The organism is Pseudomonas sp. LBUM1648, assembly GCF_059716145.1.
In genome coordinates this window covers 257,821-279,235 of record NZ_CP166808.1, presented here as the reverse complement: position 1 = coordinate 279,235, position 21,415 = coordinate 257,821, and the positions used below count along the sequence as shown (strand labels likewise).

At 60.4% G+C, this 21,415-nt stretch carries 18 protein-coding genes; 13 read left to right on the top strand and 5 right to left on the bottom strand.

Annotated elements, in window-relative coordinates; genetic code table 11:
- Positions 1-8 precede the first annotated feature (8 nt).
- Genes tauB through tauD form a run of 3 tightly spaced genes read left to right on the top strand, consistent with a single transcriptional unit; the run spans position 9 to position 2,532 of the window.
- Positions 9-803: a taurine ABC transporter ATP-binding subunit gene (tauB, locus tag ACA043_RS01215; protein ID WP_187679399.1), complete on the top strand. Its 795-nt coding sequence runs from the start codon at positions 9-11 to the stop codon at positions 801-803.
- Entirely contained in the window at positions 800-1,633 is an 834-nt protein-coding gene (gene tauC / locus ACA043_RS01210) for a taurine ABC transporter permease TauC (protein WP_187679398.1), read from the top strand. Before tauB ends, tauC begins: the two co-directional genes overlap by 4 nt.
- A gap of 56 nt (positions 1,634-1,689) precedes the next feature.
- Positions 1,690-2,532, top strand: a complete 843-nt coding sequence (gene tauD, locus ACA043_RS01205; RefSeq protein ID WP_497658473.1) for a taurine dioxygenase — start codon at positions 1,690-1,692, stop codon at positions 2,530-2,532.
- Positions 2,533-2,741: 209 nt separating this feature from the next.
- Here tauD and mgrA read toward each other — a convergent pair whose 3' ends face one another.
- From mgrA to ACA043_RS01190, 3 genes are all read right to left on the bottom strand, one after another.
- Entirely contained in the window at positions 2,742-3,779 is a 1,038-nt protein-coding gene (mgrA, locus tag ACA043_RS01200; RefSeq protein ID WP_187679396.1) for an L-glyceraldehyde 3-phosphate reductase, read from the bottom strand.
- A 64-nt stretch (positions 3,780-3,843) separates the two neighbouring features.
- On the bottom strand, positions 3,844-5,163 hold the full coding sequence (locus ACA043_RS01195) for an LLM class flavin-dependent oxidoreductase (RefSeq protein WP_497658472.1): 1,320 nt from the start codon (positions 5,161-5,163) through the stop codon (positions 3,844-3,846).
- Positions 5,164-5,165: 2 nt separating this feature from the next.
- Positions 5,166-7,391, bottom strand: a complete 2,226-nt coding sequence (locus ACA043_RS01190; RefSeq protein WP_497658471.1) for a TonB-dependent receptor — start codon at positions 7,389-7,391, stop codon at positions 5,166-5,168.
- 205 nt (positions 7,392-7,596) lie between these two features.
- Between ACA043_RS01190 and ACA043_RS01185 the strand changes: the two genes are divergently transcribed.
- Positions 7,597-8,634 (top strand): LacI family DNA-binding transcriptional regulator, encoded by a 1,038-nt coding sequence (locus ACA043_RS01185; RefSeq protein WP_497658470.1) that lies wholly within the window; start codon positions 7,597-7,599, stop codon positions 8,632-8,634.
- A 113-nt stretch (positions 8,635-8,747) separates the two neighbouring features.
- Positions 8,748-9,008: a hypothetical protein gene (locus tag ACA043_RS01180; protein WP_497658469.1), complete on the top strand. Its 261-nt coding sequence runs from the start codon at positions 8,748-8,750 to the stop codon at positions 9,006-9,008.
- 24 nt (positions 9,009-9,032) lie between these two features.
- Here the strand turns inward: ACA043_RS01180 and betT are convergent, their stop codons facing one another.
- Positions 9,033-10,994: a choline transporter BetT gene (gene betT, locus ACA043_RS01175; protein WP_497659614.1), complete on the bottom strand. Its 1,962-nt coding sequence runs from the start codon at positions 10,992-10,994 to the stop codon at positions 9,033-9,035.
- 454 nt (positions 10,995-11,448) lie between these two features.
- The gene (epsC, locus tag ACA043_RS01170; protein ID WP_187679385.1) at positions 11,449-12,375 is read right to left on the bottom strand and encodes a serine O-acetyltransferase EpsC; all 927 of its coding nucleotides are present in this window, start codon (positions 12,373-12,375) and stop codon (positions 11,449-11,451) included.
- Between the two features lie 190 nt (positions 12,376-12,565).
- On the opposite strand from epsC, the gene ACA043_RS01165 reads away from it, so the two are divergent.
- The 8 genes from ACA043_RS01165 to ACA043_RS01130 all read left to right on the top strand — a co-directional run bounded on the left by ACA043_RS01165 (position 12,566) and on the right by ACA043_RS01130 (position 21,376).
- Entirely contained in the window at positions 12,566-13,558 is a 993-nt protein-coding gene (locus tag ACA043_RS01165; protein WP_497658468.1) for a D-cysteine desulfhydrase, read from the top strand.
- 235 nt (positions 13,559-13,793) lie between these two features.
- Complete coding sequence (tcyJ, locus tag ACA043_RS01160) at positions 13,794-14,594, top strand: cystine ABC transporter substrate-binding protein (RefSeq protein ID WP_489879654.1); 801 nt, start codon at positions 13,794-13,796, stop codon at positions 14,592-14,594.
- Between the two features lie 50 nt (positions 14,595-14,644).
- Positions 14,645-15,310, top strand: coding sequence for a cystine ABC transporter permease (gene tcyL, locus ACA043_RS01155; protein WP_187679423.1), 666 nt, complete (start codon positions 14,645-14,647; stop codon positions 15,308-15,310).
- A 4-nt stretch (positions 15,311-15,314) separates the two neighbouring features.
- Positions 15,315-16,064 carry an L-cystine ABC transporter ATP-binding protein TcyN gene (gene tcyN / locus ACA043_RS01150; protein ID WP_187679382.1) on the top strand — a complete coding sequence of 250 codons (750 nt, stop codon included), beginning with the start codon at positions 15,315-15,317 and terminating at the stop codon, positions 16,062-16,064.
- 472 nt (positions 16,065-16,536) lie between these two features.
- The gene (locus ACA043_RS01145; RefSeq protein ID WP_489879653.1) at positions 16,537-17,301 is read left to right on the top strand and encodes a hypothetical protein; all 765 of its coding nucleotides are present in this window, start codon (positions 16,537-16,539) and stop codon (positions 17,299-17,301) included.
- A gap of 267 nt (positions 17,302-17,568) precedes the next feature.
- Positions 17,569-18,810, top strand: coding sequence for an SfnB family sulfur acquisition oxidoreductase (locus tag ACA043_RS01140; RefSeq protein WP_497658467.1), 1,242 nt, complete (start codon positions 17,569-17,571; stop codon positions 18,808-18,810).
- Between the two features lie 20 nt (positions 18,811-18,830).
- Positions 18,831-20,024 carry an SfnB family sulfur acquisition oxidoreductase gene (locus ACA043_RS01135; RefSeq protein ID WP_497658466.1) on the top strand — a complete coding sequence of 398 codons (1,194 nt, stop codon included), beginning with the start codon at positions 18,831-18,833 and terminating at the stop codon, positions 20,022-20,024.
- Positions 20,024-21,376: an LLM class flavin-dependent oxidoreductase gene (locus ACA043_RS01130; protein ID WP_497658465.1), complete on the top strand. Its 1,353-nt coding sequence runs from the start codon at positions 20,024-20,026 to the stop codon at positions 21,374-21,376. The genes ACA043_RS01135 and ACA043_RS01130 overlap by 1 nt, the downstream gene beginning before the upstream one ends.
- Positions 21,377-21,415 lie beyond the last annotated feature (39 nt).

Genomic DNA, 21,415 nt, shown 5'->3' with positions numbered 1-21,415 from the left:
TAATAGCGATGGCCTTGCTACAGCTGGAGCGCATCAGCGCACAGTACCCGGGCAGCCCGGAACCGGTGCTGGCGGATATCTCTCTGACCCTGGGGCCTCAGCAATTGCTGGTGGCCCTCGGCCCGTCCGGCAGTGGCAAGACTTCGCTGTTGAACCTGATTGCCGGTTTCGTCGAACCGAGTGCAGGGCGCATCACCCTCGACGGCGTGCCGGTCAAAGGCCCAAGCGCCGAACGCGGCGTGGTGTTCCAGGACGACGCCCTGCTGCCTTGGCAGGATGTGTTAGCCAACGTGGCTTTCGGTCTTGAACTGGCCGGTGTTGCCAAGCACAAACGCGAACAGCGCGCCCGCGAGATGCTCGCGCTGGTCGACCTCTCCGGTTTCGAGAACCGCCGCGTCTGGCAGCTTTCCGGCGGCCAAAAACAACGCGTCGGCCTCGCCCGCGCCCTCGCTGCCGACCCCCGCGTGTTGCTGATGGACGAACCCTTCGGCGCCCTCGACGCCTTCACCCGCGAACAGATGCAGGAGCTGTTGTTGCAAGTCTGGCAACGTACCGCCAAACCGGTTTTCCTGATTACCCACGACATTGAAGAAGCGGTTTTCCTTGCCACTGATTTGATTCTGCTCGCGCCGAATCCGGGGCAGATCGTCGAGCGTCTGCACCTGGATTTCGGCCAGCGTTACGCCGCCGGTGAGTCTGCCCGCGCGATCAAGTCCGACCCGCGTTTTATCGAAACCCGCGAACACGTGCTCAGCAAAGTGTTCTCGCAACGCAGCGCCGTTCAACGGCAGGAGCGCGCATGAGCAGTTACGACGTTTCTGCCCCTGCGGTGAAGAGCTCTTCGGTGGCGATCCCGGTGCGCCGCCGCCTCAGCACGCGCTGGATCAGCCTGCTGACTTTGTTCGCCTTGCTGGTGATCTGGTGGGCGGTGACCGCCACTGGATTGATTGAGCCGCTGTTCCTGCCGCCGCCCTCCGCCGTGCTGCAAAAAGGCTGGTTGCTGGCGACTGCGGGTTATATGGACTCGACCCTGTGGCAGCACTTGGGCGCGAGCCTGAGTCGTATCGGCCTGGGCTTGGGTTTTGCGATTCTCACCGCCGTGCCGGTGGGCATCGCCATCGGCGCTAATCGCATCGCCCGTGGCGTGCTCGATCCGCTGATCGAGTTCTACCGCCCTATCCCACCGCTCGCCTATCTGCCGCTGATCGTGATCTGGTGCGGCATCGGTGAGTTGTCGAAAGTGCTGCTGATCTACCTGGCGATTTTCGCCCCGATTGCGATTGCCACCGCGACCGGCGTACGCACCGTCGACCCGGCGAAATTGCGTGCCGCGCAGTCGCTCGGCGCCACCCGCGCGCAGCTGATTCGTCATGTGATTTTGCCGAGCGCACTGCCGGACATTCTTACCGGTGTGCGCATTGGTCTGGGCGTCGGTTGGTCAACGCTGGTGGCTGCCGAACTGATCGCGGCCACCAGCGGCTTGGGCTTCATGGTGCAATCGGCCGCGCAATTTCTGGTCACCGATGTGGTGGTGCTGGGGATTCTGGTCATCGCCCTGATTGCCTTCGCCATGGAAATGGGCCTGCGCGCCCTGCAACGCAAACTGGTGCCGTGGCACGGCCAGGCGCACTGATTGTTCAGTACTGACTACCCCGACACATCGGGGCCCCGAAATTGAAGAGAACCACCATGAGCAGCCTGAATATCACCCCGTTAAGCTCGGCCCTCGGCGCACAGATCAGCGGCATCGACATCAGCAAGCCGTTGAGCCTGGAACACCGCGACGACATCGAGCAGGCGCTGCTCAAGTACCAGGTGCTGTTCTTCCGCAATCAGCCGATCGAGCCGTCGCAACAGGCGCGCTTCGCTCATTATTTCGGCGATCTGCACATTCACCCGATCTACCCGAACGTGCCGGAACAGCCAGAAGTGCTGATTCTGGATACCGCCGTTACCGACGTGCGCGACAACGCGATCTGGCACACGGACGTGACCTTCCTGCCGACGCCGGCGATGGGCGCGGTGCTCAGCGCCAAGTTGCTGCCAGAGTTTGGCGGCGACACGTTGTGGGCCAGCGGGATTGCTGCGTATGAGGCGCTTTCGGCGCCGATGAAAACGTTGCTTGAAGGACTGACCGCCACCCACGATTTCACTCGCTCGTTTCCGCTGGAGCGTTACGGCAACACACCTGAAGCGCTGGCACAGTGGGAAGAGGCACGGCGCAAGAATCCGCCGTTGTCGCACCCAGTGATTCGCACGCACCCGGTGAGCGGGCGGCGTTCATTGTTCGTCAACGAAGGCTTTACGTCGAAGATCAATGAGCTGTCGGAGACCGAGAGCGAGGCGATTCTGAAGTTCCTGTTCGCCCATGCGACGCGGCCGGAGTTCACCATTCGCTGGCGCTGGCAGAAGGACGATATTGCGTTCTGGGACAATCGCGTGACGCAGCATTATGCGGTGGATGATTACCGCCCGGCGCGGCGGGTGATGCAGCGGGCTACGGTGTTGGGGGATGTGCCGTTTTTTCGCTGAGCCCTAAACAGCAAACGCCCCTCACCCTAACCCTCTCCCAGAGGGAGAGGGGACTGACCGTGTAGTTTTGTCGCTATACATCGACCTGATATACCGAGTCGAACTCAGGCTTAAAAAGCATGAAGATCGGCTCCCTTTCCCCCTCGCCCCCCCTGGGGGAGAGGGCTGGGGTGAGGGGGTAGGATCCGAATGACACACCCCGCTCGTGATCACTCCGCCGTCGAAGGTTTCTCCCAAAGATTGATCCCACCCTCTTGGGCAAACCCGTCAATCTCCGCCAATTCCTCAGCACTGAAGCTCAAATTCTTCAACGCCCCGACGTTCTCGATAATCTGCTCCGGCCGGCTCGCGCCGATCAGGGCCGAGGTCACGCGCGGATCACGCAGCGTCCACGCCAGCGCCAGTTGCGCCAGGCTCTGGCCGCGACGCTTGGCGATCTCGTTCAACGCGCGCACGTGGGCGATGTTGGCATCGGACAAGTGCGAAGCCTGCAACGAACCACCGCCCGGACGATTGACCCGCGCATCCGCCGGCACGCCGTTGAGGTATTTGTCGGTCAGCAGCCCTTGCGCCAATGGCGTGAAGGCGATGACGCCGGTGCCGAGTTCATCGGTGGTATCGAGCAGATCCTTTTCCACCCAACGATTGAGCAGGTTGTACGCCGGTTGGTGAATAAGCAGCGGCACTTTCCATTCTTTGAGCAGCGCGGCGATCTCGCGGGTTTTCACCCCGGAATACGAGGAGATGCCGATGTACAACGCCTTGCCCTGCTGCACCGCCGTGGCGAGGGCGCTGGCGGTTTCTTCCAGCGGAGTGTCCGGGTCGAAGCGGTGCGAATAGAAGATATCCACATAGTCCAGACCGAGGCGTTGCAGGCTCTGGTCGAGGCTGGCCAGCACGTATTTGCGCGAGCCGCCGCCCTGGCCGTAAGGGCCGGGCCACATGTCCCAACCGGCCTTGCTGGAGATGATCAGTTCGTCGCGATATTGCTTGAAGTCCTCGCGCAGCAGGCGACCGAAGTTGATTTCGGCACTGCCGTACGGAGGGCCGTAGTTGTTGGCCAGGTCGAAGTGGTTGATCCCCAGGTCGAACGCGGTGCGCAGCAAGGCGCGCTGGGTCTCGATCGGCGTGCTGTCGCCGAAGTTATGCCACAGCCCCAACGACAGCGCCGGCAGCACCAGACCGCTGCGGCCGACGCGGCGGTATGGGATGGAGTCGTAGCGGTTTTCGGCAGCGGTGTAAGTCATCGAATCCTCTCTTGTCTGTTTTGAAATGGGTGTCGACTGCTTCGCGAGCCTGCTCGCAAGGGTGTTACACAAATCTATTGCCGGGTCGGACAAGGCCTAGATTCTGGCGCAACGTCCGGCCCTCGTACTCAGTTCTGAACAGACCACGCCGTTGCAGTTCCGGCACCACGCCATTGGCGAAGTCTTCGAGCCCGCCAGGCAGATGCGGTACCAGCACATTGAAACCGTCCGCCGCGCCCTGTTCGAACCATTCCTGCAAACGGTCGGCAATCTGTTCAGGCGTGCCCACCACACTGTAATGCCCTCGCCCACCGGCAATCTTGCGGCCCAGTTCAACGAGCGTCAGGTTCTCCCGGCCTGCCAGTTCGGTCAGCAGTTTTTGCCGACTCTGCTGACCACTGTCGGTGAGCGGCAGCTCCGGCAGCAGCCCGTCCAGCGGGTACTTCGACAAATCGAAGTTGCCCAGCATACGCCCAAGCAAGGCGACGCCAACTGCGGGTTCGACTAATTGCTGAAACGTTTCACATTTTTCCTGCGCTTCGGCTTCCGTCTGCCCGACAACCACGAAAACCCCGGGCATGATTTTCAGCGAATCCGCGCTGCGTCCGTACTTGCTCAAGCGTCCCTTGAGATCGCTGTAAAACGCCTGAGCGCTGGCCAGTGAAGTTTGCGCGGTGAATACCACCTCAGCGGTTTGCGCCGCCAGTTCGCGACCGGTTTCAGAGGAGCCGGCCTGGACAATCACCGGTTGACCCTGCGGTGAACGCGCGACGTTCAGTGGCCCTTTGACCCGAAAGTGCTCACCGACATGATCCAGCACGTGCAGTTTCGAAGGGTCGTAATACGCGCCACTGGCCTTGTCGCGGTGAAAGGCGTCGTCCGCCCAACTGTCCCAGAGCCCGGTGACCACCTGATGAAACTCGCGGGCGCGGCTGTAGCGTTCGGCATGGCCTATGTGTTCATCACGGCCGAAATTCAATGCTTCGGCGGCGTTGTCGGAGGTCACCAGATTCCACCCCGCGCGCCCGCCCGACAGGTGATCAAGTGAGGCGAATTTGCGCGCAACGTGATACGGCTCGTTGTAACTGGTGGTGGCGGTGGCGATCAGGCCGATGTGCTCGGTCACGGCACTGAGAGCCGAGAGCAAGGTGAGCGGTTCGAAGTGATCAGACCTTGCCATGCGGCTGGCAATGTCCTGGGTCGGCGCAGCGACGCTGTCAGCAACGAACAGCGTATCGAACTTCGCCGCCTCGGCAATCTGCGCGAGCCGTTTGTAATGGGCGAAATCCAGCCCGGCGTTGGCCGGCACTTCCGGATGACGCCACGCGGCGACATGGTGCCCAGTGGCCATGAGAAATGCACCGAGTTTCAGCTGTCTGCTCATTTTTAGAAGTCCTTGCGCAGTTGCACGCCGAAGTAGCGTTCGTCATCCCGTGGCACGGCGCGATAGATGTAGTTGCCGCCGCTGGCCAGCAGTGGCGAATAGGACTTGTCGGTAAGGTTCTTGCCCAGCAAGGCCACGCGCCAGCCGTTGCTGTAATCGGCCAGGGCGATGCTGGCGTTCCAGAGGCCGTAAGCGCCTTGCTTGGTGTCGGCGTTCTGGCTGATGTCGTACTGCACTTCGCTCTGCCAGCTGTAGTCAGTGCCGAGTTCGATATCCAGGCCGTTGTCGAGCGGGATGGTGTAGTCGGCGCGCACGTAGCTTTTCCAGTCCGGGCTGAACGGCAGCGGTTTGCCGTTGACGTTGCACGATGCCGCCGCGCCGGCCGGGCAGGCGAATTCGTCGATGCGTGCGCGGGTGTAGGCCAGTGCGCCGGAGAATTTCAATTGCTGGCTCGCCTGCAAGGCGTAATCGAGTTCGACGCCTTCTGTGCTGACGCTGCCGGCGTTGATCAGGCGCGTCACCACTTGCCCGGCGACGGTGTCGAAAAAATTGGCCTGGTAGTTGTCGTAGTCGCTGTGGAAAACCGCGAGGTTGGTGGTCAGGCGATTGTTCCACGACGTGGCTTTGATCCCCGCCTCCCAAGTGTTGGAGGTTTCCGGTTTCAGCGCTTCGGTGTCGCGCGGCTGCATGTTGAAGAACACGTTGTAGGCCGGGCCTTTGTAGCCGCGCGAGTAGGTCAGATACGTGGTGACCGCGTCGCTCAAGTCGTACTGCACGCCGAGTCGACCGGACCAGCCGTCCTCGTCCACCGAGCCGGAACTGCTGGTCGCCGGTTGAATGCCGCTGACGGTGGTCGCCGAGGTGGAGACGCGGCGGTGATCGTATTCCAGATCATAGTGGGTGTAGCGCAGGCCGGCGATACCGCGAAAGTCCGGGGTGAAGTTCAACGTCGCTTCACCGAATGCCGCGTAGCTGTCGCTGGTGGTGCTGTAGTCGGCAACGCCTCGGTCGGTGCGCGTGGTGGTGGTCAGTGTGCGCTGATAGGTTTCGTCGTCTTTGCCGTGCATGTAAAACAGGCCGCCGACGTATTCGAGGAATTCGCCTTTCGGCGAGGCCAGGCGCAGCTCCTGGGAGTATTGGTCGAAGGCCAGATCGCCCTTGTCCGCTGTGCCGGGGAACGCTGCCGTCACCGTGCCGAGTCGGTCGCCATCCTGATACTGGGTGTTGTCCCAGCCACGCCATGCGGTAATCGACGTCAGGGTGTAATCGCCCAGTTGCCAGTCGAGCTGGCCGGACAAACCTTTGTTGATGTCCTCGACGTGGCTGCGGGTGTCGGTATTGATGTCGCGGTTGTGGCTGGTGGCATTGACCGGGCTCAACGCATTAGCGAAGGCCGGGGTCAGGGATTTGCCCACCACGCCATTCGGACCGTCATCGTGGGACTGCATGTAATCGGCGATCAGGGTGAAGGTGACGTCCTCGTTAGGGGTGAATTCGAGTTTGCCGCGCACGCCGCGATGGTTGTAGCCGTTAACCTCCTGACCGTTGTATTGGTTGTCGACGTTGCCGTCGTAGCTCCCGAACAAGGTGCTGATCGAGCCCTTGAGCGTGTCCGGAATCAGGCTGCCGCCAATGCCGAAGCGGGTGCGGCTCTCATTGCCACTGTAGTACGACTGATCGATGTAGCCGTGGGTCTCGGCGGTCGGCGCCTTGCTGGTGATATTGAGCACACCGGCCGAGGCGTTCTTGCCGAACAGCGTGCCTTGCGGGCCGCGCAAGACTTCGACGCGCTCCAGATCCAGCAGGTCGAGCGTGGACTGGCCGGGACGTGCATACACCACGCCGTCGATCACCGTGGCCACGGTCGGCTCGACGCCGGGCGAGGTGGAAATCGTGCCGACGCCGCGCACGAACAGTGAGGTGTCCTTGTTCGATGCACCGGTACGGAAATTCAGCGACGGCACTTGCTGGACGATGCTCGCCACGCCGTTGCGGTTGTCGCGTTCAAGCTGTTCGCCGTCGATCACCGACACCGCCACCGGCACCTTTTGCAGCGATTCTTCGCGGCGGGTGGCGGTGACCGTCACGGACTTGAGTGTCGGCTCCTGACCAGTGCTCTCAGCCGCGAAAGCATCGGCCAGGGGCAACGCCGCCAGCCCCGTGAACAGCCAGCCCGCAGCGCGAATCGATTGCGCCAGTTTGTGTGTTGCCCCAGGAATATTGTGCATGTTTGCCCGCTCGAAAATGGCCCTGAACCGCTGCCGTTCTGCGACGACAGCGCCTGTATCGGTGTCTTAGGCATTCGCTCGAGCGAGTAGCAGACATCGCGCTTTGTTAGCGCTAACATCGCCAGTATTGGCAAGCCCGGCATAGAGCGTCCAATACTGAAAAATTACTTTTATATGCGTTTTGGTTTTTAAGAAGGATCGCGCCATGAACGAAGAAAAGCCCCGCAAACGCCGTGGCGCCGGACGCGTGACCCTGAGTGCGGTTGCGCGAGAGGCTGGCGTTTCAGCGATCACCGTGTCGCGTTACTTCAATCAACCGGAACAGGTTTCGCCGGAACGTCGCGAGCGAATCGCAGCGGTGGTGGCCGAGTTGGGTTATGTGCCGAATCTGGTAGCCGGTGGCTTGGCTTCAGCGCGGGGGAAAATTGTCGGCATGGTAATACCGAACATCTCCGGGCCGATCTTCGCCAACACCATTCAGGGCTTCAGCGATACGCTTAGCCGTCACGGTTATCAGCTGCTGCTGGCGTCGAGTTACTTCAGCACCGAACTGGAAGAAAACGCCGTGCGAGCGTTTCTTGGCTGGTCGCCGGGAGCACTGGTGCTGACCAGTCATTTCCACAGCGCTGGCACGGAAAAGATGATTGCCGAGGCGGAGATTCCGGTGATTGAAACCTGGGATTACCAGCCGGAACGCGAGCCGATGCAGATCGGTTTTTCGCATTTTGAAGTGGGTATCAGCGCCGCTCGATATCTGTACGACAAAGGTTATCGACGTATCGCTTTCGTACAGAACAGCGCGCCCGGCGACCTCAGTGCACTGGAACGCCGCGACGGTTATGCCGCGACTGTGCGCGAGTTCGGACTGGAACCATGGGTGTTCGCCCCGGACGCCGACCGCGCGCCGTTCGAGGCCGGAAAGCAAGCGATGGAAGCCTTGATGAACGCCTCACCCCGCCCCGATGCGATCATCTTCGCCAACGACAACCTTGCCGCCGGCGGCCTGCTGGCGGGCCAACGTGCCGGCATCAGAATCCCCGAAGACTGCGCCATTCTCGGCTTCGGTGATTACCCATTTGCCGAGATGCTATTGCCGAGTCTGAGCACCATCAAACCGCCGGCGCTGGAGATCGGTGTGCTTGCCGCGACGCGGGTATTGGAAAGCCTTGGAGTGTTGCCGAGCGATGACGTGCAGCGGCTGAATCTGCTGCAATGCACAGTCATCGAACGCGAAAGCAGCTGACGAATATGGCGGGGGCGGAATTGGCTATGCTCTAAAGAACTCCGAGGTGGCCCCTTCGCGGGCAAGCCCGCGAAGGCGGCGGATCAAGCACCACATATCCCGAAGGCAAGTCTATGCACACCGCAATCATCATCTTCTTCGGCCTGGTTCTGCTGACCCTGATGCTCTACATCGGCGAGCGCATCGGCTTCAGTCGCCAGACGATGGCGTACAGCTTCGCCGCGCTATGGCTGGCGCTGACGGTGATTAACGGCGCGGTGGGCGTGGTGCATGCCGGCCAGTCCATGGGGGCGGAACTGGTAATCGGCAGTGCGGTATTTGGCGTGCCGCTGGCGGCGATGGTGTTGTACATGGTGCTGAGCGCCGAGTCCTGAACAGACGCGGCGCCCAGCTCATGATCAACGAACCAAGTGCAGGAACTGCATGTGCCGTTCGTACTGGTCGAGGATGTCGTTGATGATCTGTTCCTTGGTGTAGCCGACCAGATCGTAGTCCTGACTGCCCTCGCTCAAATGCACTTCGGCGCGGTAATAGCGACGGTTGTTGAGCTGCTTGGAGCCCATGCCACCACGGGCGAATGACGGCGTGAAGTAGCCGCGCATCTGCACCTGATAGATGAACGGATGCTGCTCGCCGTGACCGATTTCCAGGCTGACGTTGTCATGTGCCGGATCCGGCTGGGTGACGACGCTCAAGCCTTTCTCGACGAACACCGCCGTCACTTCTTCGATCGCCGGGCGCACGGTGGTGTCCATGAAACGGTACACCTCATCACGCGACGGGAAGTGCACAGCCTGACTCAGGCGCTGTCGCCAACCACCCGTGCCACGCCGCGCACCGGACACCGGTGCCAGCGAATGCAGTTGCGCGATCTGCTTCTGCGACTCGAGATAGAACGCCTTGTGCAGGCCCCACATCATCAACAGCAGAATCAGCGAGAACGGTAACGAGGTCAGCACGACCGCCGACTTCAGCGCATCGATGCTGCCGGAGAACAGCAACGCGCTGGTGATCAGCGCGGTCATTGCGCCCCAGAACACCCGCAGCCATTTCGGCCCGTCTTCATCCGGGTTGCCGCCTTTGGCCGACAGTGTCGAAAGCACCACCGTGCCGGAGTCGGCGGAGGTGACGAAGAACACGAAGCTGATGAACACCGTCACAGCGATGACGGTTTTGCTCCAGGGGTAGGTTTCCAGCAACAGGTAAATACTCATCGACGGGTTTTCGATGGCCGACATGCCGAGCGCGCTCATGCCGTGATTGAGCACTTGATCGAGAGCGCTGTTGCCGAAGATCGACATCCAAGCCAGGGTGAAACCGAGCGGGATCAGCAGCACGCCGAAGACGAATTCACGGATGGTTCGGCCACGGGAAATCCGTGCGATGAACAGGCCCACGAACGGCGACCATGCGATCCACCAGGCCCAATAGAACACTGTCCAGCCGCCGAGCCAGTCACTCGGTTTGTCGTAGGCGTAGAGGTCGAAGCTCTTCATCGGCAAGGCGCCGAGGTAGTCGCCGACGTTCTGGATCAGGGTGTTGAGCAGGTGCTGGGTCGGGCCGGCGAACAACACAAACAGCAGCAGCGCACAGGCCAGCAGCATGTTGATGTCGGACATCACCCGCACGCCTTTATCGACGCCGGATACGGCAACAATGATCGCCGCGCCCATCATCAGCGTGATCAGGCCGACCTGAATCCACTGGGTGTGAGCGATGCCGAACAGGTAGTCCAGACCCGAGTTGAGGTGCAGCACACCGAAGCCCATGTCAGCGCCAAGACCAAACACCGTGGCGATGATGCCGAAGCCGTCCACCGCGTAGCCGATGGGGCCGTTGATGCGTTTGCCGATCAGCGGATACAGCGCCGAACGCAGGGCCAGTGGCAGGTTATGCCGGTAAGCGAAGTACGCCAGGGCCATGCCGACGAAAGCGAATACGCCCCAGCCGTGCAGGCCCCAGTGCAGAAACAGCACCTGCATCGCCTGACGCGCCGCGTCCGCCGTGCCGGCCTCGCCTTGCGGCGGCTGGAGCATGTGGGTCAGCGGTTCGGACACGCAGAAGAAGAACAGCGTGATGCTGATCCCGGCGGCGAAGAGCATGCCGGCCCAGGACAGATAACTGAATTCGGGCTCGTCGTGGTCGGCACCGAGTTTTATCTTGCCGTAGCCGGATAACGCGGTGACCACCACGAAGACCAGATACAGCGTCATCGCGAGCATGTAGTACCAGCCGACCGTGTTGGCCGCCCAGTTTTGCGCTTCCAGCAGCCAGGCACCAGCCTGTTCCGGCATGGCGATGACCACGAGACCAAACAGCAGAATGACCGTCGCGGCGAAGTAGAACACCGGCGGATTCATGCGTACCAGGCCGCTGGCGGGGGTAGACGATGCACTCATGAAACATGCACCTCGAGGGTTTGAAACGTGGCTGAAATGATCGGACTCAGCAAAGGCAAGCCTCCTGTTGTGAGCGGGCAGCGAACCACCGGTTTAACTTGAATGAACGTTCAAGTTAAACATGGATAGGGCGCCAAGGACTAATCGCACGGCTAAGCGGTAGCTTTCCTACGCTAGCTCAAGGAGGGGTATGACGTGGGTTTGAGTGGATTCGTTCAATAGCCCCTCACCCTAGCCCTCTCCCAAAGGGAGAGGGGACTGATTGGGGGATATTGGGGAGATACGCCGACGTGATCCTGCTGTACCGAATCCATAATCGACTTGGTGTTTCAGGTCGATGTTTGACTCAAGACACCTTGATCGGCCCCCTCTCCCTCTGGGAGAGGGCTGGGGTGAGGGTTAAGCCTCTAAAGCCCTACTTCTGCGTCCCGTCATCATGCTGCAAATTGGCCTGAGTCAAATTGCACCCCGCCGGCACACTTCGAGTCAGCCAGACATTGCCGCCAATGGTCGAACCCTTGCCGATGGTGATCCGCCCCAGAATCGTCGCCCCGGCGTAAATCACCACATCGTCCTCGACAATCGGATGGCGTGGATGGCCCTTCTGCAACTGCCCGTCTTCATCCGCCGGGAAGCGCTTGGCACCCAAGGTCACCGCCTGGTAAATCCGCACGCGCTCGCCAATGATCGCCGTCTCGCCGATCACCACACCCGTGCCGTGATCGATAAAGAAACTGCGGCCGATCTGCGCGCCCGGGTGGATATCAATCCCGGTGGCCGAGTGGGCGATTTCCGCACTGATGCGTGCCAGCAACGGCAGCCCCGCGCGATACAAATGGTGGGCCAGACGATGGTGAATCACCGCCAGAATTCCCGGATAGCACAGCAACACTTCATCGACGCTGCGCGCCGCCGGATCGCCGTGGTAGGCCGCCAGCACATCGGTGTCGAGCAGCGTGCGCAGCCCCGGCAATGCCAAGGCAAAATCCTGCACGATCTGGATCGCGCGCGTCTCGACTTCGCTGTCGTCCTGCGCGCTGTGGCGGGCGACGTAGCGCAGTTCCAGGCGCGTCTGCGCCAACAGGGCGTTCAACGCCACATCGAGGGTGTGGCCGACGTAAAAATCTTCACTTTCTTCGCGCAGATCCACCGGCCCCAGGCGCATCGGAAACAACGCCCCACACAGCGCTTCGAGAATCTCCGCCATCGCGGCGCGGGACGGCAGCTCTCGACCACCCTGCTCGCCGGAGGCCCGGCCATTCTGGGCACGCCACTGATCCCTAGCGGTACGCAGTTGGCTGACGATGGTCTGCAATTGCCAATGGCTGGAACGCTCGCTCACGGTAAAGACTCCTCACGGGCGGCCGGACTGTCTGGCCGCGTCAACGGCGACTACTTTACGGCATGCCCCCAAGCGCGAATTAAGAACCGATAGTGCTGGGCTCAGTCCATTTGGCTATAAGCGATTCGCGGTTGCCCCTGCAAAAGCGCGTGCCTATAGTCCCTTCATCTTTCTCCGCCAGTACGGACTCATGATCAAACAACAGCTTGACCGCTTTAACCGTCTCGACCTTCTCGACCAACCGACTCCACTGGAAAAACTCGAGCGTCTGTCCACCTGGCTGGGCCGCGACGTGTACATCAAACGCGACGATCTGACGCCACTGGCCATGGGCGGCAACAAGCTGCGCAAACTCGAATACCTCGCCGCCGACGCGCTGGCGCAAGGCGCCGACACGCTGATCACTGCCGGTGCGCTGCAATCGAACCACGTGCGCCAGACCGCCGCACTGGCAGCCAAACTGGGGCTGGGCTGCGTGGCCCTGCTGGAAAATCCGCTGGGCACCGACGACAGCAATTACACCGGCAACGGCAATCGCCTGCTGCTGGATCTGTTCGATACCAAGGTCGAACTGGTCGACAACCTCGACAACGCCGACGAACAACTCGCCGCCCTCGCCGTGCGCCTGCGCAGCAACGGCAAGAAGCCTTATCTGGTGCCGATTGGCGGCTCCAATGCCCTTGGTGCGTTGGGTTATGTGCGTGCTGGTCTGGAACTGGCCGAGCAGATCAAGGACACCGGCCTGGAATTCGCCGCCGTTGTATTGGCCTCCGGCAGCGCCGGCACCCACAGTGGTCTGGCGCTGGCGTTGAGTGAGGCGTTGCCGCAATTGCCGGTAATCGGCGTGACCGTGTCGCGCAGTGAAGAAGCCCAGCGTCCGAAAGTGCAGGGCCTCGCCGAACGCACGGCCGATCTGCTCGGCGTGGCGTTGCCGGCAAGCTTCAAGGTCGAATTGTGGGACGAATACTTCGGCCCGCGTTATGGCGAACCGAATGCCGGGACGCTGTCCGCAGTGAAGCTGTTGGCGAGTCAGGACGCGGTGTTGCTTGATCCGGTGTACACCGGCAAGGCCATGGCCGGGTTGCTCGACGGGATTGGTCGTCAACGCTTCGATGAAGGCCCGATCATTTTCCTGCATACCGGCGGGGCGCCGGCGTTGTTCGCCTATAAGGATTTCCTGTAAGCGGAAGACGAGATCGTTCCCACGCTCTGCGTGGGAACGACCAATATTCCAAAAAGGAATAACATTTCAAATATTAAGTATTTTCACGTCTAACGCAGACATCTTATAGTCTCGCCGCAGGCGAATTTCGGGCGAGACGCATAAGCTGCTTTAAGGCAGGATAGCGCTGTCGTTCAAATCACGAATTTGCCTACATTCCTTAAGCGTCTTCCATAAGAAAACACAGGGGCTTGTCATGAATTTTTCCGCACTACGTCGCAATCTGCTGGTCGGTTCGCTGGGTCTTGCGCTGAGCGCCGGTCTGATTGGCCAGGCAGTGGCTGGTGAGCAACTGCAACAGATCAAGGACAAAGGCGTTATCAACGTCGGCCTGGAAGGCACTTATCCACCGTTCAGCTTTGTCGACGAGAACGGCAAGCTGTCCGGTTTCGAAGTCGAGCTTTCCGAAGCGCTGGCGAAAAAACTCGGGGTCAAAGCCAAGATCCAGCCAACCAAATGGGATGGCATTCTCGCCGCGCTGGAATCCAAGCGTCTGGACGTCGTGGTCAACCAAGTGACCATCTCCGACGAGCGCAAGAAGAAGTACGACTTCTCCGAACCGTACACCGTCTCCGGTATCCAGGCATTGGTGCTGAAGAACAAGGAAGCGGCACTGAACATCAAGACCGCTGCTGACCTGTCCGGCAAGAAAGTCGGTGTAGGTCTGGGCACCAACTACGAGCAGTGGGTCCGCGCCAACGTACCGGGTGCTGACGTGCGTACCTATGATGATGATCCGACCAAGTTCGCCGACCTGAACAACGGCCGTACCGATGCCATCCTGATCGACCGTCTGGCCGCACTTGAGTACGCCAAGAAAGCCCCGAAGACCGTAGCCGCCGGTGAAGCATTCTCCCGTCAGGAATCCGGTGTTGCCCTGCGTAAAGGCGAGCCTGAATTGCTGGCAGCCCTGAATAAAGCCCTCGACGAACTGCGTGCCGACGGCACCCTTGAGAAGCTGTCCACGAAATACTTCAACGCTGACGTCACTAAATAATGGAAGTTGGATTTCAATTCGAAGCGCACTTCCCGCAGTTGAGTCAGCAAATCGCCGAAACCACTCAACTGTTGCTGAACTCCGCGCCCTTCCTGCTCAAGGGCGCGTATTTCACGGTGATCCTCAGTCTCGGCGGGATGTTCTTCGGCTTGCTGCTGGGCTTCGGCCTGGCGCTGATGCGCCTGTCGCGCTTCAAATCAGTGAGCTGGCTGGCGCGCGTCTACGTGTCGTTCTTTCGCGGGACACCGTTACTGGTACAGCTGTTCGTGATCTATTACGGCTTCCCGCAACTAGGAATCGAGCTTGATCCGCTGCCAGCTGCGCTCATCGGCTTCTCGCTGAACATGGCCGCTTACGCCTGTGAAATCCTCCGCGCCGCGATCGGTTCGATCGAACGCGGTCAGTGGGAAGCCGCTGCGAGCATCGGCATGACCCGTGCGCAGACCTTGCGCCGGGCCATCCTGCCGCAGGCCATGCGCACGGCATTGCCGCCGCTGGGCAACAGCTTCATTTCGCTGGTCAAGGACACGGCACTGGCCGCCACCATTCAGGTGCCGGAACTGTTCCGTCAGGCGCAGCTGATTACCGCCCGGACTTTTGAAGTCTTCACCATGTATCTTGCCGCCGCACTGATCTACTGGATTCTGGCCACGGTGCTTTCGCACTTCCAGAACAAGTTGGAAGAGCGGGTCAATCGGCACGACCAGGAGTCCTGACCCCATGATTGTCGTGGAAAAACTGACCAAGCAATTCAAGGGGCAGGTCGTGCTTAACGGCATCGACCTCGAGGTGAAGGAAGGCGAAGTGGTCGCGATCATCGGCCCCAGCGGCTCGGGGAAAACGACGTTCCTGCGCTGCCTGAACTTCCTTGAGGAACCCACCAGCGGCCGGATCAAGGTCGGCGATATCGAGATCGATACCAGCCGCCCGCTGAACCAGCAGCAAAGCCTGGTGCGCAACCTGCGACAGCACGTGGGCTTCGTGTTCCAGAACTTCAACCTTTTCCCCCACCGCACCGCCCTGGAAAACATCATCGAAGGCCCGATCGTGGTCAAGAAGATGCCGCGCGAGCAAGCCATTGCCCTGGGCATGAAGCTGCTGGCCAAGGTCGGCCTCGCCGGTAAAGAGGACGCCTATCCGCGTCGTCTGTCCGGTGGTCAGCAACAGCGCGTGGCGATTGCCCGGGCGCTGGCGATGGAGCCGGAAGTGATCCTGTTCGACGAGCCGACCTCGGCCCTCGATCCGGAACTGGTGGGCGAAGTGCTGGCGACCATCCGTGGTCTCGCCGAAGAGAAACGCACCATGGTCATCGTCACTCACGAAATGGGCTTCGCCCGCGACGTGGCCAACCGTGTGGTGTTTTTCGACAAGGGCGTGATCGTCGAGCAAGGCGAAGCCAAAGCGCTGTTTGCCAACCCGAAAGAAGAACGCACTCAACAATTTCTCAGCAAGTTCCTGAATCACGCCTGAGAACTTCAAGAAGTAGACACACTGACTTCCACGGATGGAAGTTACCTTTACCCCGCCCTCACCAACCCGCTCAATATATATAAACAAAACATAATCAATGCATTACATATATATGTTCTGCAACAGATGAAACTCGTCTATTACCTACCGAACGCTGAATGCCTGCCTTTAAATAAGTCCGTACACAAACCTTCAAAAAAGCCTGAGTTCCGTGGCCTTATTCACCATAGCACCTAGGCATACGGCTTCGGCAATGTAGGAAAATTCTGATTAACCCGTAATTCACGAATTAACTAACAGCGTCTATTGACACCCCTCCCCGCACACTCTTATCTAGTCGCCAACCGGCACTACTTAGTTAAATCGACGCGCATATAACTTGAACAAATGTTCATTGCTTTATTGCCAGTTGATTCACAACTTTATTCTTCCAGAAACGGACTTCGCTGCAAGGCTCCAAGGAGAGAAATCGATGACCCGCACTTCGCACACCCCTGAACTCGCAGCGCCGACCCTGGCACCCGCGCAAAAAACCGGCATCAACCTCGCTGCCGCCGCCCACCTGTTGGTCGATGTGTCGCCCTACCCCGACATGGACTGCGGCGACCTGATCGAACTGTTCTGGAACAAATGCTATGTCGCATCAAAGGTGCTGACAGCCGAGGACGTCGGCACAACGGTAAGCCTGCGGGTGCCGGAGAGTTTTATTGCCGACGGCACCGCGCGTATCCACTATCGGGTGATGCAGGTCGGCCAGGGACCGGCGCTGTCGGCGGCGACTCGCGTGCAGGTCAAGCTCGATTGCCCCGGTGGCCAACCTTCGGCAGTGTGCGCAGACGAAAACCAGCAACTGGCGCCAGTGACGATCCCCGACACCATCCGCCGTCAGGGCGTAAACCCCAACCAGATCAAACGCGGTGTGCCGCTGACCATCGAGCCATACCTGAACATGGCCGAGGACGACGCCATCACTTTGCGCTGGGGCGACGTGCGCATGGATCTGGCGCCGATCACGGCAGCGGATGTCGGGCTGCCCATTCAGGTCTGGGTGCCGCCAGCGGTCATCGTCGAAGCCGGCGAGGATCTGAGGCTGGACGTGACCTATTGCATTCTCGACCGGGTCGGCAATAACTCGCGCTGGGCGCCGCCGCGAACGTTGAAGATCGGGTGTGTGAATCCTTATCTGAAGGTGCCGTTGAAGCCAGTGTGCAAGGCAGCCGAATCGCACGAAGAGTGAAACTCTCAACGAGGTGAGGAGCCTGGGCTCCTCACAACGAAACACTTAACCCTCCAGACCATGACCCCTTCTATGCATATTCCTAAAAGTTAGTTTATTTAATATTTATACACGCTTAGGGTATATGCACCGGACCACCGGACATTCTTTCGTTCGCCGCACTTTCGCGGCGTTTTTCATGAGATGTGAGGTAGGTAGTATGGTCCGGAACACAATCACCCCAGTGCAGATCGCCAGGGCATTGCGTGCAGCCAAGGAGCGGCACTGATGTCCAGTCTGGCAGATGCAAACGTCCAGTCTGATCTGGACATCGCCCCGTTGTTGTTGCCCGCGCAGGTCTTGCGCAACGACGCCCAAGCCATCAAGGCCGCCCATGAGCTGGCGCAAGTCGCCCGCGTGCAGGCCGCCAGACGCGACCGCCAGCGCAAGTTGCCCTGGTCGGAAATCGAACAGTTCACCCGCAGCGGTCTGGGCAGCATTGCCATCCCGCGCGAATACGGTGGCCCGCAGGTTTCCTTCGTCACATTGGCCGAGGTCTTCGCGATCATTTCCGCCGCCGATCCGGCGCTGGGACAGATCCCGCAGAACCAGTTCGGCATCATCAATCTGGTGCTCGGCAGCGCGACCGAAGAGCAGAAACAACAGCTGTTCCAGAGCGTGCTGGAAGGCTGGCGCATCGGCAATGCCGGCCCTGAGCGCGGCACCAAAAACACGCTGGAACTGAAAGCGCGCATCACCGCCGACGGCGATGACTACGTGATCAATGGCCAGAAGTTCTACTCCACCGGCGCGCTGTTTGCGCACTGGGTCGCAGTCAAGGCGCTCAACGATGATGGCAAGCAAGTGCTGGCCTTCGTCCGTCGCGGTACGCCAGGGCTGCGCATCGTTGATGACTGGTCGGGCTTCGGTCAGCGCACCACCGCCAGTGGCACGATTCTGCTGAACAACGTGCGCGTCGAGTCGAGCCTCGTCGTCGATAACTGGAAGATCAACGCAACCCCAAACACCCAAGGCGCCGTGTCCCAGCTGATCCAGGCTGCCATCGACGCCGGGATCGCCCGTGGCGCCATTGACGACGCCATCGAATTCGTCAAAACCCGCGCGCGGCCATGGATCGACGCCAAAGTTGAACGCGCCAGCGATGACCTCTACGTGATCGCCGACATCGGCAAACTGAAAATCGAACTGCACGCCGCCGAAGCGCTGCTGCGCAAGGCCGGGCAAGTGCTCGATCAGGTACACGCCGCGCCGCTGACCGCCGAATCCGCCGCCCGCGCCTCGATTGCCGTGGCCGAAGCCAAAGTGCTGACCACCGAGATCTCGCTGCTGGCCAGCGAAAAGCTCTTCGAACTGGCCGGCAGCCGCGCGACCCTCGCCGAATTCAACCTCGACCGTCACTGGCGCAACGCCCGCGTGCACACCCTGCACGATCCGGTGCGCTGGAAATATCACGCGGTCGGCGCCTATCGCCTCAACGGCACTTTGCCGGCTCGCCATTCCTGGATTTGACCAGACCTCTGGAGAAACACATGACTCTTTTCCATCCCGTCGCGGTCATCACCAGCGATGAGCAAGCCCTGATCGTCGCCAGCGACCTGGCCGAAGATTTCAAACGCGACAGCGCCCTGCGCGACCGTGAACGACGCCTGCCGCTGCCGGAACTCGACGTGTTTTCCCGCTCAGGCCTGTGGGGCATCAGCGTGCCGAAAGAATACGGCGGCGCTGGCGTGTCGAACGTGACCCTGGCCAAAGTCATCGCCCTGATCGCTCAGGCTGACGGCTCTCTCGGGCAGATTCCGCAGAACCATTTCTACGCCCTCGAAGTGCTGCGCGTGAACGGCAGCCACGCGCAGAAACAAAGGTTGTACGCCGAGGTATTGGCCGGCCAGCGCTTCGGCAATGCACTGGCAGAGCTGGGCACCAAAACTGCCCACGACCGTGTCACCAGCCTCAAGCGAGAAGGCGACGGCTACCGCATCAACGGTCGCAAGTTTTATGCGACCGGCGCGATTTACGCGCAGCGCATTCCAACATCCGTGGTCGATGAAAACGGCGTGCAGCAACTGGCCTTCGTCCCTCGCGAGAGCAAAGGCCTGACGGTGATCGACGACTGGAGCGGCTTCGGCCAGCGCACCACCGGCAGCGGTTCGGTGGTGTTCGAGGACGTGTACGTCGCCGCCGAAGACGTGATCCCGTTCCAGAGCGCTTTCGAACGTCCGACCACCGTCGGCCCGCTGGCGCAGATTCTTCATGCCGCCATCGATACCGGCATTGCCCGCGCCGCTTACGAAGATGCATTGCACTTTGTGCGAAGCAAGACGCGGCCATGGATCGACTCCGGCAACGACAAAGCCACCGAAGACCCGCTGACGCTGAAAAGCTTTGGCCACTTGAGCATTCGCCTGCACGCCACAGAGGCGCTGCTGGAACGCTCCGGTGAGTTCCTCGACAAGGCTCAGGCCGAGACCAGCGCCGAAACGGTCGCCGCCGCCTCGATTGCGGTGGCCGAAGCACGCGCGATCAGCACGGAAATCTCCCTCGCCGCCGGCAGCACCTTGTTCGAACTGGCTGGCAGTCAGGCCACCCTGATCGAGCACGGTCTCGACCGCCACTGGCGCAACGCCCGGGTGCACACCCTGCACGACCCGGTGCGCTGGAAGTATCACGCGGTGGGCAATTACTACCTCAACGATGAAAACCCGCCACTGCGGGGGACCATCTGATGACGAAGAAAAAAATCTTGCTCAATGCGTTCAACATGAACTGCATCGGCCACATCAACCATGGCATGTGGACGCATCCGCGCGACACCTCGACTCGCTACAACACCATTGAATACTGGACCGAGCTGGCGCAGTTGCTGGAGCGCGGGCTGTTCGACGGCTTGTTCATCGCCGACATCGTTGGCGTGTACGACGTCTATCAGAACTCGGTGGATGTCACCCTGAAAGAGTCGATCCAGCTGCCGGTCAACGATCCGTTGCTGCTGGTTTCGGCGATGGCCGCTGTCACCAAAAACCTCGGTTTCGGCCTGACCGCCAACCTCACTTACGAGCCGCCGTATCTGTTCGCCCGACGCATGTCGACCCTCGATCATTTGAGCCGTGGTCGCGTCGGCTGGAACATCGTTACCGGCTATCTGGACAGCGCCGCCAAAGCCATGGGCCTGCGCGAGCAAGTCGAGCATGACCGTCGCTACGATCAGGCCGACGAGTATTTGGAGGTGCTCTACAAACTCTGGGAAGGCAGTTGGGAAAACGGCGCGGTGCTCAATGATCGCGAACAGCGTATCTACGCCCAACCGGAAAAAGTGCACAAGGTCGAACACAAGGGCGAGTTCTATCAGGTCGAGGGTTATCACCTCTGCGAGCCGTCGCCGCAGCGCACACCGGTGCTGTTTCAGGCCGGTAGTTCTGATCGTGGTTTGCTGTTCGCCGGGCGTCACGCCGAGTGCGTGTTCATCAGCGGCCAGAACAAACCGTCGACCAAGGTTCAGGTCGACAAGGTGCGCGCCAGTGCCGTCGAGGCCGGGCGCAATCCCGAGGACATCAAGGTGTTCATGGGCCTTAACGTCATCGTCGGCGAGACTGAAGAAGCCGCATGGGCCAAGCATGCCGAGTACTCGAGCTACGCCAGCGCCGAGGCCGGCGTGGCGCATTTTTCCGCGTCCACTGGCATCGACTTTTCGCAGTATGAAATCGACGAACCGATCCAGTACGTGAAGAGCAACGCCATTCAGTCCGCGACCAAGAACCTGCAAAACAACGACTGGACCCGGCGCAAATTGCTCGACCAGCATGCCCTCGGTGGCCGCTATATCACCGTCGTCGGTTCGCCTGAGCAAGTGGCGGACGAACTGGAATCCTGGATCGCCGAAACCGGTCTGGACGGCTTCAACCTGACCCGCATCGTCACCCCGGAAAGCTATGTCGATTTCATTGAGCTGGTGATTCCGGAGTTGCAGCGGCGTGGGTCGTACAAGACCGCGTATGACAGCGGCAGCTTGCGCGAGAAGCTGTTTCACGGCGAGGCACAGTTGCCGGAGCAGCACATCGGATCTTCGTACCGCCGCTAAAAGCTTCGCGAGCAGGCTCGCTCCCACAGGGGAAAGCAT

Bases quoted from the DNA above. Each gene is read 5' to 3' on its own strand.
- tauB (WP_187679399.1), top strand. From the start codon at position 9: ATGGCCTTGCTACAGCTGGAGCGCATCAGCGCACAGTACCCGGGCAGC.
- betT (WP_497659614.1), bottom strand. From the start codon at position 10,994: ATGAATCCGCCGGTGTTCTACTTCGCCGCGACGGTCATTCTGCTGTTT.
- ACA043_RS01135 (WP_497658466.1), top strand. From the start codon at position 18,831: ATGACTCTTTTCCATCCCGTCGCGGTCATCACCAGCGATGAGCAAGCC.
- ACA043_RS01165 (WP_497658468.1), top strand. From the start codon at position 12,566: ATGATCAAACAACAGCTTGACCGCTTTAACCGTCTCGACCTTCTCGAC.
- tcyN (WP_187679382.1), top strand. From the start codon at position 15,315: ATGATTGTCGTGGAAAAACTGACCAAGCAATTCAAGGGGCAGGTCGTG.
- mgrA (WP_187679396.1), bottom strand. From the start codon at position 3,779: ATGACTTACACCGCTGCCGAAAACCGCTACGACTCCATCCCATACCGC.
- tauC (WP_187679398.1), top strand. From the start codon at position 800: ATGAGCAGTTACGACGTTTCTGCCCCTGCGGTGAAGAGCTCTTCGGTG.
- tcyJ (WP_489879654.1), top strand. From the start codon at position 13,794: ATGAATTTTTCCGCACTACGTCGCAATCTGCTGGTCGGTTCGCTGGGT.
- ACA043_RS01130 (WP_497658465.1), top strand. From the start codon at position 20,024: ATGACGAAGAAAAAAATCTTGCTCAATGCGTTCAACATGAACTGCATC.
- ACA043_RS01140 (WP_497658467.1), top strand. From the start codon at position 17,569: ATGTCCAGTCTGGCAGATGCAAACGTCCAGTCTGATCTGGACATCGCC.
- ACA043_RS01145 (WP_489879653.1), top strand. From the start codon at position 16,537: ATGACCCGCACTTCGCACACCCCTGAACTCGCAGCGCCGACCCTGGCA.
- ACA043_RS01190 (WP_497658471.1), bottom strand. From the start codon at position 7,391: ATGCACAATATTCCTGGGGCAACACACAAACTGGCGCAATCGATTCGC.
- ACA043_RS01195 (WP_497658472.1), bottom strand. From the start codon at position 5,163: ATGAGCAGACAGCTGAAACTCGGTGCATTTCTCATGGCCACTGGGCAC.
- tauD (WP_497658473.1), top strand. From the start codon at position 1,690: ATGAGCAGCCTGAATATCACCCCGTTAAGCTCGGCCCTCGGCGCACAG.
- ACA043_RS01185 (WP_497658470.1), top strand. From the start codon at position 7,597: ATGAACGAAGAAAAGCCCCGCAAACGCCGTGGCGCCGGACGCGTGACC.
- ACA043_RS01180 (WP_497658469.1), top strand. From the start codon at position 8,748: ATGCACACCGCAATCATCATCTTCTTCGGCCTGGTTCTGCTGACCCTG.